This is a genomic window from Desulfoluna sp. CLI2B, assembly GCF_056847375.1.
The window spans coordinates 18,330-33,671 of sequence record NZ_CP186557.1 but is presented as its reverse complement, the minus strand read 5'-3'; the positions used below and the strand labels follow the sequence as shown (position 1 = coordinate 33,671).

The 15,342-nt window shown below is 59.1% G+C and carries 11 protein-coding genes and 1 pseudogene; 9 read left to right on the top strand and 3 right to left on the bottom strand.

The genetic code is table 11. The annotated features are described in order from the left end of the window. Positions 1–1,662: 1,662 nt before the first annotated feature. Entirely contained in the window at positions 1,663–1,989 is a 327-nt protein-coding gene (locus tag ACOYW2_RS00195; RefSeq protein WP_482414720.1) for a hypothetical protein, read from the top strand. Between the two features lie 73 nt (positions 1,990–2,062). On the opposite strand, the gene ACOYW2_RS00190 is transcribed toward ACOYW2_RS00195, so the two are convergent. Continuing rightward, a complete protein-coding gene (locus tag ACOYW2_RS00190) occupies positions 2,063–3,178 on the bottom strand; it encodes an acyltransferase family protein (RefSeq protein WP_482768967.1) in 1,116 nt (371 codons plus the stop codon). A gap of 348 nt (positions 3,179–3,526) precedes the next feature. On the opposite strand from ACOYW2_RS00190, the gene ACOYW2_RS00185 reads away from it, so the two are divergent. Next, positions 3,527–4,048: a hypothetical protein gene (locus ACOYW2_RS00185; protein ID WP_482768966.1), complete on the top strand. Its 522-nt coding sequence runs from the start codon at positions 3,527–3,529 to the stop codon at positions 4,046–4,048. Positions 4,049–4,086: 38 nt separating this feature from the next. Here the strand turns inward: ACOYW2_RS00185 and ACOYW2_RS00180 are convergent, their stop codons facing one another. Together ACOYW2_RS00180 and ACOYW2_RS00175 are read right to left on the bottom strand one after the other, a co-directional pair. Further along, on the bottom strand, positions 4,087–5,322 hold the full coding sequence (locus ACOYW2_RS00180; RefSeq protein ID WP_482768965.1) for a sigma-54 interaction domain-containing protein: 1,236 nt from the start codon (positions 5,320–5,322) through the stop codon (positions 4,087–4,089). Between the two features lie 67 nt (positions 5,323–5,389). Beyond that, a pseudogene (locus ACOYW2_RS00175) lies at positions 5,390–5,509 on the bottom strand (PAS domain-containing protein); the annotation flags it as partial. 585 nt (positions 5,510–6,094) lie between these two features. Between ACOYW2_RS00175 and ACOYW2_RS00170 the strand changes: the two are divergent. From ACOYW2_RS00170 to ACOYW2_RS00140, 7 genes are all read left to right on the top strand, one after another. Beyond that, a complete protein-coding gene (locus ACOYW2_RS00170; protein WP_482768964.1) occupies positions 6,095–7,477 on the top strand; it encodes a sodium/glutamate symporter in 1,383 nt (460 codons plus the stop codon). A 162-nt stretch (positions 7,478–7,639) separates the two neighbouring features. Then, the gene (locus ACOYW2_RS00165; protein WP_482768963.1) at positions 7,640–8,791 is read left to right on the top strand and encodes an epoxide hydrolase family protein; all 1,152 of its coding nucleotides are present in this window, start codon (positions 7,640–7,642) and stop codon (positions 8,789–8,791) included. A gap of 6 nt (positions 8,792–8,797) precedes the next feature. Next, complete coding sequence (locus ACOYW2_RS00160; protein ID WP_482768962.1) at positions 8,798–9,511, top strand: serine dehydratase beta chain; 714 nt, start codon at positions 8,798–8,800, stop codon at positions 9,509–9,511. Continuing rightward, positions 9,511–10,029: an L-serine ammonia-lyase, iron-sulfur-dependent, subunit alpha gene (locus ACOYW2_RS00155; RefSeq protein WP_482768961.1), complete on the top strand. Its 519-nt coding sequence runs from the start codon at positions 9,511–9,513 to the stop codon at positions 10,027–10,029. The genes ACOYW2_RS00160 and ACOYW2_RS00155 overlap by 1 nt, the downstream gene beginning before the upstream one ends. Positions 10,030–10,179: 150 nt before the next feature. Further along, entirely contained in the window at positions 10,180–11,676 is a 1,497-nt protein-coding gene (locus ACOYW2_RS00150) for an aldehyde dehydrogenase (protein WP_482768960.1), read from the top strand. Positions 11,677–12,049: 373 nt separating this feature from the next. Then, positions 12,050–13,048 carry a helix-turn-helix domain-containing protein gene (locus ACOYW2_RS00145; protein ID WP_482768959.1) on the top strand — a complete coding sequence of 333 codons (999 nt, stop codon included), beginning with the start codon at positions 12,050–12,052 and terminating at the stop codon, positions 13,046–13,048. Positions 13,049–13,231: 183 nt separating this feature from the next. Next, entirely contained in the window at positions 13,232–15,334 is a 2,103-nt protein-coding gene (locus ACOYW2_RS00140) for a TonB-dependent receptor (RefSeq protein ID WP_482768958.1), read from the top strand. Positions 15,335–15,342 lie beyond the last annotated feature (8 nt).

The following is a 15,342-nucleotide window of genomic DNA, read 5'->3' as shown; positions in this document are numbered from 1 at the left end:
ATCCTGACGTCAAAGCATCGAGGCTTCAGGCAGCACTGCGTATACCAACCCCATGCAGGCCTAAGCACCGCATTATTCCACATCCCTCAAAATGAATAACAGTCGAATTTTTCAGACAAAAATCTTGACAGGCAAAAAAGATGAAATTATGGTGGGAGACGATAACTAGTTATTATCGATACATGATGCGACCCGACAGGATGCGGCTAACATCCTGCCAGGCCTGACCAAAACAACCTTCTAGGGAGGTCATCATGGCTAAACGGTTTTTTACACCACCCCCCTCTCCTTTTCAAGGCGATTTTTCCTTAATCCCCAGTATACGAATCCCCTTTTACAAACGCTATTGCTGTGCCAAATGGCCCATGCACGCGTGCTTCCCTGATTAACGGCCGGGAAGGCGCTTCACCGGGTCTCTGCGCGTGCTCTATCAGCCCTGGTATTCTTAGCGATGCGCCCATTCTTCGCGACCTGCGTTTGACGGAGTCGCGCCTTCCCTTTTCCCTTTCAGGGAACGGCCAGTTTTCTTTTTTGAGGCATGGCTGGCCCTGAAAAATTTTCCTCTTTCAGTAAGCTGTGAATAATAACCGTGCTTGGTGTTGCTGTTGGTGCGCTTGGGTGTTGGCCAACAATGAAGCCATGGGAATGATGGCGGGGCGTCGAGGAGCGCCATGATTCGGTTTCGGTATGTGGGACGAGAGATAGGTTATAGGTCATAGGGGATAGGGGATAGGGGATAGGGGATAGGAAATCGTGTCCCAAAGGGTTTCGTTTTTGGGGTGGTGTCGGGGAACGCCACGCATCTGTTCTGGGGCGTGGGACGCGATATAGGTGATAGGTCATGGGGGATAGATAATCGCGTTCCAAAGGCTTCCGCTTTTGGGGTGTTGCCGGGAAACGCCACGCATCGGTTTCGGTGCGTGGGACGCACCCTACGGGCCACGGAGCTTCGGGCGTTGGAGGTAGCTTGGGTGCTTTGGCATAGGGGGGGGAATAGGCGGGTCCCAAAGGGTTTCGTTTTTGGGGTGTTGTCGGGGAATGCCGCGCATCGGTTCTGGGGAGTGGGACGCGATAAAGGTCATAGGTCATGGGGGATAGATAATCGCGTTCCAAAGGCTTCCGCTTTTGAGGTGTTGCCGGGGAACGCTTCGCTTCGGTTTCGGTGCGTGGGACGCACCCTACGGGCCACGGAGCTTTGAGCGTTGGAGGTAGCTTGGGTGCTTTGGCATAGGGGGGGGGAATAAGCGTGTCCCAAAGGCTTCCGCTTTTGGGGTGTTGCCGGGGAACGCCACGCATCGGTTTCGGTGCGTGGGACGCACCCTACGGGCCACGGAGCTTTGAGCGTTGGAGGTAGCTTGGGTGCTTTGGCATAGGGGGGGGGAATAAGCGTGTCCCAAAGGCTTCCGCTTTTGGGGTGTTGCCGGGGAACGCCACGCATCGGTTTCGGTGCGTGGGACGCACCCTACGGGCCACGGAGCTTCGGGCGTTGCAGGTACCCCGGACGGCACGGCATAGCGGGAATGATCTTTTTCTATTCCCTATTCCCTATTCACTATTCACTATTCACCTTTTACCCTTTGCCTTTTGCCTTTTGCCTTTTGCCTTTTGCCTTTTGCCATTCACAATTTGCCATTTGCAATTCACAAAAAAAAGGAGTCCATCATGACACGATCAGAAACGTGTAGCGAGCCCGGGATCTTTGCGGGGTCGGAGATCACGGAGTTGTGTGAGGCCATTAAGGACATTCACCGGTTGCTGGCGTCGGTGGGGGATTTTCTTGTGGAGTTGGACGGGGCTGAGGCCCCGGGGGGCAATGGGCTTCAGGTGGATTTCAAGCGGTGGGGCGTGCGGACCATCGCCGAGGATTTGCTGGCCCGGCAGTATGAAAAGCTGGATCGGATTGTGGCGATTTACAAGCAGGAACAGGAGAAGATGTCGGAAGGCCGGGGGCCGCGGCCAATGGAGGAGCATCCGGTGCTGCGGCAATGAACCGGCACCGAGGCGTGTGTTCCCTGGTGCCGGGGCACGGCCTGTGGCAGGCCCCGGCACTGGACGAGGGGGGTTAAAACACCCGGCGCATGGCGGCGCTGCTGCGCATCAGGGCCGAGGTGCCCCAGGAGAGCGTCACGGCCAGGGTGAGGGTCAGCGCGAATTTGAGAAAGATGGGAAGCTGCACCTTGGTGAGGCCGTAGGAGACCCCGAACACGAAGAACTGATGCACATAGTAGCTGCCGTAGGAGTTGTCGGAGAAGTGCCTGAGCACGGTGCCGGTGCGGTTGAAGCAGGTCTTGCACAGGGCCAGGAGCCAGATGATGCATGTGTAGCAAAACATATTGAAGAGCGCGGCGTTGGCCCCTTTGAGAAGCAGGGTCGTGAGCTTTGGTTCGGGGAAGACAAGCTTCATGTAAAGGTACAGGGCCCCGGAGATCAATGCGAGAACACCCCAGGGAAGGGCTTTGGGTTCATAGCCGCCCTGGGTGAACCAGCCGTTTTGCTCGCAGTAAATGCCCAGGAGAAAAAAGAGGAACAGGCCGCAGATGCGCACGGGCTGGAACACGAACACGTAGCCGGGGTGAATCCAGCTGTCCAGGGGGAAAGACAGGGAAGCGACAAGGAAAATCAGGGTGGTAAGGGCCACAAAGCCCACATGAAACAAAGGCCCGGGAGTTTTCTGCTGATCGGGCTTTTTCACAAGGGAGGGAAAGGCCGACGCCAGGGCTGTTGTCACCAGAACAAACCCCATAAGCACCCCGATGAACCAGTAGTGGGCCTGCTGGTAGGCTTTACCCCAGAAATCATGGGTGAAAAAATCGATGTAGGAGACGGGGATCTGGCGCGAAAAGCAGATCATGTAGGCAAGGGGCGGGGCCAGGACAAACACCCCCACCACCCAGGGCAGGGCGATGCGCATGAATTTGCCCTTAAGAAAGCGCCCGGTGCCGTGTTTTCTTAAAGAGGCAAAGAGAAAATACCCCGAGATATAGAACATGACGGGCATGATAAAGACATCCAGCACGATGACCACGGCGGTGAAAAAGAGGCTGCGCTGGGGGTCCAGCACATACCACCACTCCGGGGCAAAGGCCATGTAGCAAAGGGATGTATGAAGGGCCACCACCAGGATGATGGTAAGGCTCCGTAAATTATCCATGAAATAAAGTCGGTTTGAGTTGTCCATGATCACTCCACACGGGGTCTGGGGGGTTAACACACAAAGGCACGGGGCGGAGGCCCGTTGGGCCGGGGAATTGCGGAGGAAACGCGATCTTCCTCAGGGCTCGGGCTTCGCCCCTTTTGCGTTGCCTACGCCAATCCCGGGGCGTTTTCAATTCAAATTCCATGGATAGTCGAAATAAAACAGAAGGATCCACCATCGAGGAACACCCGTGTGAATCAGGGGGGAAATGCCACCGACAAAACAGTGGGCAGCCAGTCCAATGAGTTATTGCTGAAACAAAACGCATCACGTATCGTGGGCCTTCAACTCAAACGTACCCACTCATTCCGGCAACAGGAGGCCTTCACCGTGAACGACACCCAACAGACCAACACCTTCATCCTGAGACTGTATCTGGCCACGGTGGACGAACCCGTCTTCGTCAGCCTTCGAAAAGAAGAAAAGGATCGCTTCACCTCCACCCTCCTTCAGTTCGGCGAAGGTGTTGAGGCAGAGGGCTTTTTCGTCAGCGACACCGTTAACGGCAAAACCATCGCCATCAACCTCTCCAACATCCAGGCCGTAAACATCCTGTGGGAACCCGCCACCTCCGAAAAAGATCAGCCACTAAACGACGGCCCCATCACGATCTTTCTGAAAAACCGAAAAGAGCCCATGGAGAGCTACACAGACTCCCCGGATGAGCTCCACGAATTCTTCTCGTCCCTTGACCTCGGCCCGGAGGTCTCCGGTTTTTTTGCGGGTTTTCTGGATAGTGAAGGGGAAGAGCTGCTCTTCAACACAAAGGAGCTGCTCTACATGGAAGCCCCCACCTGTGTGGTGGATGAGGGGTGGGAGATGATCAAGGCCGAGTCCGGCATGGACGATTAGCCCGGATATCTTAAGAACAAGGCCCGCGTAGCGGGCCTCTATCCCTGTTTCTTCCCTGCCTTGAGTTTGCGGGACACGGTGGTGCGGTTCACCTGGAACATCTCCGCCACCTGTTCCATGGAACAGCAGCTCTCCATGGCTTTGCTGAGGATGTCGTACTCGATCTCGGCCATGATCTCCTTCAGGGGCCTGCCCCCCTGGCCCTGGCCCGGCACGTAGGATCGGGAGCCCCGGGCGGCCTCTTTGGGCATGAGCCGTGGAAAATCTTCGGGCTCGATGACGCGCTTGTCCAGGGTGATGACAATGCCCTGGATCATGTTCTGGAGCTCCCGGACGTTGCCTGCCCAGCCGTGACGCAACAGCATGGGCATCACGTCGTCTGAGAAGTAAAACTGCTTGCGGTACTTCAGGTTGTAGCGTTCAAGGAAATACTGGGCCAGGGGCTGGATGTCTTCGAGCCTCTCTTTGAGGGGCGGGATGTCCAGGACGCTCACCTGGAGGCGGTAGTAGAGGTCCTGGCGGAAGGTGCCCTTGGCCACGGCCTCTTCCAGGTTCACGTTGGTGGCCGCGATGATCCGGGTGTCAATCTTTTTGGGCTTCAGGCTCCCCACCTGCATGATCTCCTGATCCTGAAGGACCCGGAGCAGCTTTGCCTGCACGTTCAGGGAGAGCTCGCCGATCTCATCCAAAAAGATGGTGCCGCCTGCCGCAACATCGAAGTAGCCGGGCTTTCCCTCCCGCCTTGCCCCGGAAAACGCGCCCCGGGCATACCCGAACAATTCGGACTCAATGAGGTTCTCCGGAATGCTGGTGCAGTCCGCACAGAAAAAGGTGCTGCCGGAACGATCGCTCCGGGAATGGATGTATCGCGCCACCTCGCCTTTTCCCACGCCGGTGTCCCCCAAGATGAGCACCGTGGCATCGGTGGCGGCCACCTTGCGGGCCTGGGCCATCACCTGCTTCATGGCCGGGCTCTCCACCACAACGGCGTCCGGGGCGGATACCTCACGGGCCCCATGCTGGATGTTGCTCCAGAAGGTCTGGAAAATGTGCTTGTGGTACTCGATCTGCTCCTTGAACAGGGTCAGGTGGCTGATGTCCCGGATGAAGGTCACCACCAGCTCCACCTCCCCGTCGGCGTTTAAAACGGGGTAGCCGTGCAAAAGGTTTTTTCGCCCCCCGCTGGTCTGCTGCACCGAGCTTGCCGGGCGCTTTGATTTCAGGATCACCGGGCTCACGGCCCCCATGAAGAGGAGGATCCCTTTGCTCTCCACCCGGACTCACGTGATGGGCACCGTCAAACACCCCCTCCTTACTGTTCAGAAAACGCACCTCTTTCCCGAGAAGAGCTTCCGGGGGCAACCCGCACAGCCGCTCGTACATGGGGTTCATCTTGAGGATCACCCCCTCGGCGTTGCTGATGCAGATCCCTTCGTGGAGCACGTTGAATATCGCATCCATCTCGCTGAAGAGGTGGCCGTATTTTTCCTGAAAATAGGGGACTTCGTATGCTGTTTCGCTCATTGCCATCCATGCGCCGTTTGGGATTTCAAGGCAGTCAGGGACGCCGGTGCCCGGAACAGTTCCAAAGAGGCCCGGCGATCATCTGAATTTATGAGGAGTTACCACGCTGTCTCCAAAATGTCGAGGCCTGCGCCGGGGAGACGGGGCCCGCCGAACGTTAAAAAAAACCTTCTTCCGCGCCCTGTGCAGTTCTGCACGCCGTGCAATTCTGCACATACCCCCAACCCTTTTAAATTATATTGATTTGTGAAATCATGCGTGCATTCCTGCACAAATCAGCGCCAAAGACGAGGGCACGCAGAATCCATGACAAGGATTCATAAACAACCTAAATCAAACTGATTAAAAGGGACCTGGTCATTTTTCAGGGGGTTGGCATCCTTGTTGCTATTCTTCCGGGGCGTTGGTTTGCAGAATGTTACCCTGAACGGGCAGCGCAGCACGGTGGGGTAACACCGGGGAATTAACCGTTACTTTTATGGATCAGGGAACCGCATCCCCCTGGGCCGAGAGGAGGTCTTTTTGTCAGCGACATTCTACCCATATGTGGGCGCCTTTATCTGGATCAGTATTCTGCTTGTTGGTGGTGCTTTTTTACGTAACAAGATTCCGTTTTTGCAAAACCGGTTGATCCCGTCGTCCCTCATCGGCGGCGTCATCGGATTTGTCCTTTTGAACACCGGGCTCATCGGAATGCCCACGCCCGAGGGCTGGGTGACCATTCCGTCCAAGGTCTTCGGGGTGATGGTCTTTCACCTGTTTGCCTTTGGTTTTGTGGGCATCGGCCTGCTGCAGCAGGACAAAAAGGTGGACAGCGGCAAGTCCACATGGCTTCAGAACGGCGCCCTTTGGATGGCCTTTATGTACTGCCTGGTCTACGCGGTTCAGGGCGTCACCGGTAAATCCATCTTTGAGTTCGCCAAAATGATCACCGGCGGAGAGTTCTTCACCGGCTTCGGCTATCTGGTGGGCTCCGGCTTCTCCCAGTCTCCGGGCGCGGCCCAGGCCTTCGGCACCATCTGGGAGAGCACCTACGGGGTCCACGGCGCCAGCAGCGTCGGCCTTGCCTTCGGCGCCATGGGATTCCTCTGCGCCATCTGCCTCGGCATCCCCCTGGCCAACCGGGGCATCAAAAACGGATGGGTTGCGGACAAGAGCTCCAAAGCCCTTCCCACCAGCCTTCTCACCGGCATGATGGGCAAAGGCGAGGCCACCGAGTGCACCCGAACCACCACCCACCCGGCCAACATCGACAACCTGGCCTTTCACCTGGCCATCATGGGAGCACTCTACGGGGTGGGATACGTCTTTGCCCTGGCCTGGTCCGTGAACATGCCCAAGGGTGTCAACGGCCTGGGCTTCGGTCTCCTCTACACCTGGGGAATGATCGCGGGCCTTGTGACCCGCAAGGTGCTGGACAAGATCAACCGCCTCCATGTGCTGGACAACGCCACGGTCCGCGGCGTCACCAGCAGCACCATCGACTACATGATCTGTGCCGTGTTCATGGGCATCTCCATGAGCGACATCCAGGCCATCATCGTCCCCTTCCTCTGCACCGTTGCCGTGGCCGCCATTGTGACCTACCTCCTCATCCTCTGGTTTGCACGCCGCATGCCCGAGTACGGGTTTGAGCGGGGCCTGGCCATCCTGGGATGCTACACCGGCACCGTGGCCTCGGGCATCCTGCTGCTCCGCATCGTGGACCCGGATTTCAAATCGCCTGCAGCCGTGGAACTCGCCGTGATGAACGTGTTCATCACCGTCTCTATCCAGCTGGTGTACCTGAACCTGCCCTTTATCCCCACGGAAGGGTCCATCATGTTGCCCATTTTCATCGCCTACATCGTGGTGATGCCCATTGCCCTCTTCTTCTTTAAATTTGTTCAAAAACGCGCGTGGTAGCCTCTTGGTACCACACGTTCCGGGCGGCCCACGCCGCCCCGTGTAGCGGATGACCACGGGCCGACACCTGGTCGGCCTGCGTCATCCCCGTAGATATAAATAGACAGACGTCATGGCAGCCCCTTTTTATGCAGGGGCCCATGACTGCAAAGGACATGTTGTATGGTTACGCCTTTTACAATTGATATTTCAGAAGAAACCCTTGAACAGATTCGCCGACGGGTCGCCGACTTTCCATGGCAGGACATGACCCAGGACGAAGGGTGGGACCATGGAACCAACCTGGACTACATGAAAGAGCTTTGCGCCTACTGGCTTGAGGGCTACGACTGGCGCGCCCAAGAAAAGAAAATGAACGCCTTCGACCACTTCAAGGCCGAGGTCGACGGCATCGAGATGCACTACATCTTTGAGAAGGGAAGCGGGGACAACCCCATGCCCCTGCTCATCAGCCACGGCTGGCCGGGATCCTTTGTGGAGAGCCTGGACATCATCGAAAAGCTGGCCCACCCCGAGCGGTTCGGCGGACGCGTGGAAGACGCCTTTGATGTTATCGTGCCCTCCCTGCCCGGGTTCGGGTTTTCCGGCCGCCCTCCCCGCCCCTTTGGTCCCCGCGCCATGGCCGGGGTCCTCAACAGCCTGGTCACCGATGTGCTGGGCTACGACTCCTACTACGCCCACGGCGCGGACTGGGGCAGCGCCATCTCCAGCTGGCTGGGCTACGATCACGCGGATCACTGCCGGGCCATCCACATCAACTTCCCCACCATGAGACACGTTGACGGCCCCCAGACCCCGGAAGAGGAAGCCTGGGCCAAATCCTGCGAGACCCTGCCCAGGGTGGTCCTGCAAAACGGCTACCGGACCCAGCAGGCCACCAAGCCCCAGACCCTGAGCTATGCCATGATGGACAGCCCCGTGGGCGTGGCCGCCTGGATCGTGGAAAAGTTCCACGCCTGGTCGGACATCGACGGCGACAACGTGGAGAGCGCCCACACCAAGGACGGCATGCTCACCAACATCATGGTCTACCTTGTGACCAAGACCTTCAACACCTCCACCTGGATCTACTACGGACGCCGGGAAGAGGGAGGACGCATCCTGGGTACCAAAGAGCGCCCCAGGGTGGAGGTTCCCACGGCCGCGGCCATGTTCCCTGCCGAGAGCTTTCCCTGGCCCCCCCGCTCCTATGCCGAGCGCCTCTACAACATTCAGCGCTGGACCGCCTTTTCCCACGGCGGCCATTTCGCCTCCCTGGAGGAGCCCGACGTGCTGATCAACGACATCGTGGCCTTTGCCCGATCTTTTCGGTGAGGTTGAATGGAGAGCTTAAGCGCACTGTACCGCATCGGCCTCGGCCCGTCGTCGAGCCACACCATGGGTCCCAGGTTTGCCGCTGAGCAGTTTGCCTCCCGGTATCCTGCGGCCAGCCGATTCCGGGTCACCCTGTACGGGAGCCTGGCCGCCACCGGCAAAGGGCACCTCACCGATCAGGCACTCTACGAGGTGTTTGGCCGGAACCGCCTGGACGTCTCCTGGAAGCCGGACCACAGCCTGCCCCAGCACCCCAACGGGATGAAGTTTGAAGCCTTGTCCCATGAAGAGGAGCTGCTTGGAGAGCAAATTTTCTTCAGCGTGGGCGGGGGCAGCATCCGAACCCCCGGCGAGATGACCCTGAAAGAGGAACCCGTGTATCCCCACCAAACCCTCGGGGAGATCATGGACCATTGCCATGGGCGGGGCATTACCTATTGGGAGTACGTGCAAGACCACGAAAACGCCGCCGCCTTTGATCACCTGGCCGCGGTATGGCAGGCCATGAAAGCCGCCGTGGAAAAAGGGCTCACCGCCCGAGGCGTACTGCCCGGCTCCATCGGCCTGGGCCGCAAATCCTGGACCGTGTACCAGCGCACCCGCTCTGCCGGGGACGCCATGCAGGAGACCGGCCTCATCACCGCCTACGCCCTGGCCGTGTCAGAGGAAAACGCAGGGGGCGGCACTGTTGTCACGGCCCCCACCGGCTCCTGCGGGTGATGCCCGGGTTCTCTATTACCTGCAAAAAACCCAGGGCCTCTGATCTGGACCTCCAGGCCCTGGCCACGGCCGGGGTGTTCGGAAACGTCATCAAGCGCAACGCCTCCATCTCCGGCGCGGAGGTGGGCTGCCAGGGCGAAGTGGGCTCGGCCTGTGCCATGGCGGCTGCGGCGGCCTGCCAGCTTTTGGGAGGCTCCCTGCGCCAGATCGAGTACGCCGCCGAGATGGGCCTTGAGCATCACCTGGGGCTCACCTGCGACCCCGTGGACGGCCTGGTGCAGATCCCCTGCATCGAGCGCAACGCCTGCGCGGCCACGCGGGCCCTGTCCGTTGCCCACATGTCCATTCTGTCCGACGGCTCTCACCTCATCTCCTTTGACGAGGTGGTCTCCGTCATGAAACTCACGGGCCACGATCTGCCCGCCCTCTACCGGGAGACCTCGGTGGGCGGCCTGGCCATGGTCTATCGCGGAAAGCAGTCGTGCGCAGGGGGCGTCACGCCCCCGTGCCAGTCGTAATATTTACTTAAATAATTAAGGCATGTTCTGCCTCCGGCGGCCCTGCCGGGGGCCAAACTTTTGAAAAGTTTGACAAACAGGTTTTCCGCACCGCCGGAGGCACCTGAATCATGCCTTTTGACACACAGGCAGTTTAACGGAGAAAAAAATATGACCTACGCCAAACCGTTATCCAAAGAGGATATCTTTGCACAGGCAAAAAACGGCACCCTTGAAGCCAGGGCCATCATCCCCAACAGGAAAAGCGCCCAGGGAACCATGACGCCCACCTTGAACCCCTTTGACAACAGCGTCATCGGCCATGTGGAATTCTGCGACGCAGAAGTGGTCAACGAAGCCGTGGCCGTGGCCCGGGGCACCTTTGAAAAGGGCACCTGGTCCCGCATGTCCCCCTACGACCGCAAGTTGGTGCTCCAGAAGTGGGCACGACTCATCGATGAGCACGCCGAAGAGCTGGCCGCCCTGGAGTGCAAGGACGTGGGCAAGCCCCTCAAGGAATGCATCGGCTTTGACCTGCCCGATACCAGCTACACCATCGCCTGGTTTGCCGAAGCCGCCGATAAAGTCTTCGGCAAGGTCTCCCCCTCCCCCGGCAACAACCTCGGCATGGTTGTCAAGGAGCCCATAGGCGTGGTGGGCGCGGTGCTGCCCTGGAACTTTCCTGCCACCATCTTTGCCTGGAAAGTGGCCCCGGCCCTTGCCGCAGGCAACTCCATCATCGTCAAGCCCGCTGAGCAGACGTCCCTGAGCACCTACCGCATGGTGCAGCTGGCCCACCAGGCCGGGATCCCCGAAGGCGCCCTGCTGCTGGTCACCGGCCTCGGCGAAGCCACGGGCAAGCCCCTGGGCCTCCACAACGAGGTGGACGTGGTCTCCTTCACCGGCTCCACCGAGGTGGGACGCTACTTCCTCCACTACTCGGCGGACAGCAACCTCAAGGAGATCGTCCTGGAGTGCGGCGGCAAAAGCCCCCAGGTGATCTTCGAAGACACCTACCCCATGGATGAAGTAGTGGATCAGATTCTGGACGCCGCCTTCTACAACATGGGCGAAAACTGCAGCTGCGGATCCCGCCTGCTGGTGCAGGAGAGCATCAAGGACGAGGTGATCAAAGCCATCGTCGCCAAGCTCCCCGAATGGAAAATCGGCGACCCAGCGGACATGTCCGTCTTCATGGGCCCCATGATCGAAGAAGGCCACTTCCGTAAGGTGCTGGCCCACATCGACGCATCCAAGAAAGAGGGCGCCACCCTCATCTACGGCGGCAAGGCCGTGGATGCCGGGGCGGGCAAGTGCATCGAGCCCACCATCTTCGACAACGTCACCCCGGAGATGTCCCTTTTTAACGATGAGGTGTTCGGCCCGGTCCTTGCCGTCACCACCTTTAAAACCGAAGAGGAAGCCATAGCGCTTGCCAACGCCACAAAATACGGCCTGGCCTCCTCCATCTACACCTCGGACATTCGCCGCGCCCACCGCGTGTCCCAGCGCATCAAGGCTGGCACCGTCTCCGTGAACTGCTTCTCCGAAGGAGACATCGGAACCCCCTTCGGCGGCTACAAGATGTCCGGCTTCGGCGGCCGCGACAAAGGCTTTGAAGCCCTTGAGCAGTACATGGCCACCAAGACCATCTGGTACGAGAACTAACGCCTTACCTTACCTCACCCGAGCCGGGCTTCGGGGCAACTGCCCCGGGGCCTGGCTTTTTTATAATGATCACTCGAACCGTTTTTTCTGTAGCTATTCAGCTCTAAACTGGCTCTGGTGCGTGAGGAACGTTCTTTGGGGCGCTTTTTTCAAATAAAAAGCGCCCCGCCGAAGGAAAATTAGAGCTTAACAAAATCCTTTTTAATTGTTCTGTCCCTTCACCCCTTCCCTTATTCTCTGCCTTGACACAAATCCATCATCGTATTACACCACCCCTTTATTTTAGGAAGACCAAATATTTTTAGCAGAATCAAAACAGAACACAAAAACACGGCCGGAAACCTTTCGGCCGATTCGTTCCCGGGAGAGCGCCATGGGCTCGGAATCCATTCAGGCAAACCGGTTGTTCGGCCGCTTCTTCGAAGCCGATGCCCCCTTGGAGGGCAGCTCCGAACATGTTGAAAGACGCTGGGAATGGCCCAAAGAGATGGGCTGCGGTTCCATGTCCATGATTCAGCTTCGCCCGGGCCTCAGCCTTGGGATCGGATGTTACCGGCTTCTGTCCAACCTCTCTTTCTCCTTTGAAATCGAAACGTCGCCTTTTACCATCGCCTTCAGCCGCGCAGGCAACATCCGCCAGAGGATCACCTATGAACACGGCGAACTGGACGTCTGGCATCTCCAGGCGGGCCACGGGATCATGAGTTACCTTCCCCTCTGGCAGGGGGTGACCTACCCGCCATCGGGGGTCTCCCTGGAAGGCGTAATGCTCTATGTGGACCCGTCCCTTCTCATGTCCCTCACCGGCCCGGAGGCGGAATCCCTTCCCCGGGAATGCCACGACATCATCAGGGGCGACGACCACACACACTTTTACCGGCGGTTTCCCCTCTCCCCCCACACAGCCGCCACCGTCAACCGGATCCTCGACCTGGGCCCCGAAGAGCCCTTCCGCCTTGTAACCCTTCAGGCCTACGCTTTGGAGCTGATCCGGGACAGCCTCCAGGCGCTCCTGCCGGACGCATGCCCCTTAAGCCCGCCGTGTCCCCTCACCGACCGGGAACTCAAGCGGGTCCGCATGGCCCACACCCTCCTGACCCGGAATTTGGAGTCCCCGCCCTCCCTGCCCGAGCTTGCCCGCTCCGTGGGCACCAACAAAAACAAGCTCAACCACGGGTTCCGGGAACTCTACGGAAAAAGCGTCTACGACTGCCTGAGGATCCACCGCCTGGAAAAGGCAAGGCAGCTGCTGGAGACCGGCCAGATGAGCATCACCCAGGTGGCCCTTGAGGTGGGGTATGCCCAGCACAGCAACTTCACCAAAGCCTTTAAGAAGCACTTCGGCATCTCCCCCTCCGGCCTCTTTCGTTAATCCGTATTTTTTCCTTCCGCCCAAGAAATTGTGTCGCCTGGCAACACCATCGGTCCGTTCGGCAAAGCCCAGGCCCTTTGCCTGCCGTATGTAAGGTATCGGCTTCGGGCCAACGGTTTGCAGGAAACGCGGCCCGGGCCGTTACACAGGGACTGAATGAACGAAGGAAGGAAAAAACGGAATATGATCACCCACCGCAAGACTCCCCCCGCTCGCCGTGCCCTGAAGCACGCCGCCCTGATAAGCGCCATGCTCCTCTTCTCCGCGCCGGTCTGCCCGGCCGACACCACGGCCAAGGAACAGCGAGGTGCCACCGAGCTGGAGAGCCTCACCGTCACCTCACAGAAGCGTGAAGAGAGCATCCGGGATGTACCCGGAAACGTCACGGCCGTGGACGGCTTTCTCATGGACGATCTGGGCAAGAACACCATCGATACGCTCACCGAACTCGCCCCCAACATCAACGTGAACCGAATTGATTCCCACACGACCCAGGTGGTCTTCCGGGGCATCGGCGGCCTCACCAACATGAACAAGGTGTGGAACACCAACGTGGACGGCGTTACCATCCCCTATGTGGGCATGGACATGTTCCTGGACCCCGAACGGGTGGAGCTTATCCGGGGAAGCCAGGGGGCCCTTTACGGGCGCAACTCACACGCAGGCATGGTCAACGTTATCAGCCGAAAACCCACCGAAGTCTTTACCATGGACAGCTCCCTTGAGGTGGAACGCTTCAGCACCACCCGGTTCAAGGCGGCATTCGGCGGGCCCTTGGGGCCCAAACAGGGGTATCGACTTGCCCTGGGCTACACCAAAGGGGACGGCTACTACAAAAACAGCTACCGTGACAAAGAAGACGGGGGCGAGCACGAGCAGTTCTCCGGCCGGGCCACCTGGGAGTATAAACCAGCAGTGGACAACACCCTTCGCCTCAGCATCACCGGGGACAGCTACGACGGGGCCTTTGACGTCTTCACCCCGCTGGCAACAGGGGTCTCCCGCACCACAACCAACAACGAAAAAGGGAGCAACGAAGGCTCCCTCTTCTCGCCCACCCTCACCTGGGAAAAGGCGTTTCCGGGTTTTGAGCTCACCACCATCACCAACGTGAGCAGCTCAGATTACAGCTTCTCCTACGACATGGATTTTTCTCCGGCAGACCTCATGAGCCTGGCCTTTGACGAGCAGTTCAAGACCGTCACCCAGGAGGTACGCCTCTCCGGAGAAAAAGGGCGACTCCAGTGGCTCGGCGGCCTCTTTTTCCTGGCCGAGACCAACGACATCTTAACCGACTTCAGCTTCGGCCAGGATGCACCGGGCCCTCCGGTAACCGGCCCCGGCGGCATGCACCAGATCGCCGATGCCACCATCGACAGCCAGGGGGGCGCCCTCTTCGGACAGACCACCCTCACCTTCCTGGACCGCTGGAAACTCCGCACCGGCCTTCGGGTGGACTATGAACGGCGGGACTTCACCTGGCAGGGGCGCACGGAACTGGGCGGCACAGCCCTGGGACCCGCGGACCACTTTTCCCGGGATGACGACTGGGTGGGCCTCATGCCCTCGGCCAGCCTGAGCTACGCCCTCACCCCCAAACAGCACGCCTACGGCTCCGTTTCCAGGGGTTACAAGGTGGGGGACTACGCTGCCAACCAGTTTCAACTCGACGCCATCAAAGAGCCTGTGGACCCCGAGTACACCGTCACCTGGGAGCTGGGCTACAAAGGACTCCTGGCCGACAACCGCCTGGAGCTCAACACCGCCCTCTTCTACATCGACTACACGGACATGCAGGTAAGCATCATGAAGGACAACGTGGCCGTGATGCAGAACGCCGCCGAAGCCCATAGCTACGGAGCCGAGGTGGAGGCCATCGTCAAGGTGGCCGACCGGTTCGACCTGCTCATGGGCCTGGGCTGGCTGGAAGGGGAGTTCGACTCCTTTGACAACCACCCCAGCGGCAAGGACCTTGCGGGCAACGACCTGCCCAACGCCAACAAGTACAGCGCCACCCTGGGCGGACGGTACCGCCACGAGAGCGGCTTTTTCACCTCCTTTACCACCGCCTTTATGGGCCCGAAATACATGGATGAGGAGAACACCACCCGCCAGGAGAGCTACACCCTTGTCAGCGCCAAGGTCGGCTACGAAAGCGACACCTGGGGCGCCTACCTCTACGGACGCAACCTCCTAGACGAGACCTACCTCCAGCACACCTTCGCCAACGCCGGTCGCGTGGGCGAGCCCGCCGTGGTGGGCGGTCGGGTAAATGTATTTTTCTGATGAAAGGA

Bases quoted from the DNA above. Each gene is read 5' to 3' on its own strand.
- ACOYW2_RS00195 (WP_482414720.1), top strand. From the start codon at position 1,663: ATGACACGATCAGAAACGTGTAGCGAGCCCGGGATCTTTGCGGGGTCG.
- ACOYW2_RS00165 (WP_482768963.1), top strand. From the start codon at position 7,640: ATGGTTACGCCTTTTACAATTGATATTTCAGAAGAAACCCTTGAACAG.
- ACOYW2_RS00155 (WP_482768961.1), top strand. From the start codon at position 9,511: ATGCCCGGGTTCTCTATTACCTGCAAAAAACCCAGGGCCTCTGATCTG.
- ACOYW2_RS00160 (WP_482768962.1), top strand. From the start codon at position 8,798: ATGGAGAGCTTAAGCGCACTGTACCGCATCGGCCTCGGCCCGTCGTCG.
- ACOYW2_RS00150 (WP_482768960.1), top strand. From the start codon at position 10,180: ATGACCTACGCCAAACCGTTATCCAAAGAGGATATCTTTGCACAGGCA.
- ACOYW2_RS00140 (WP_482768958.1), top strand. From the start codon at position 13,232: ATGATCACCCACCGCAAGACTCCCCCCGCTCGCCGTGCCCTGAAGCAC.
- ACOYW2_RS00190 (WP_482768967.1), bottom strand. From the start codon at position 3,178: ATGGACAACTCAAACCGACTTTATTTCATGGATAATTTACGGAGCCTT.
- ACOYW2_RS00145 (WP_482768959.1), top strand. From the start codon at position 12,050: ATGGGCTCGGAATCCATTCAGGCAAACCGGTTGTTCGGCCGCTTCTTC.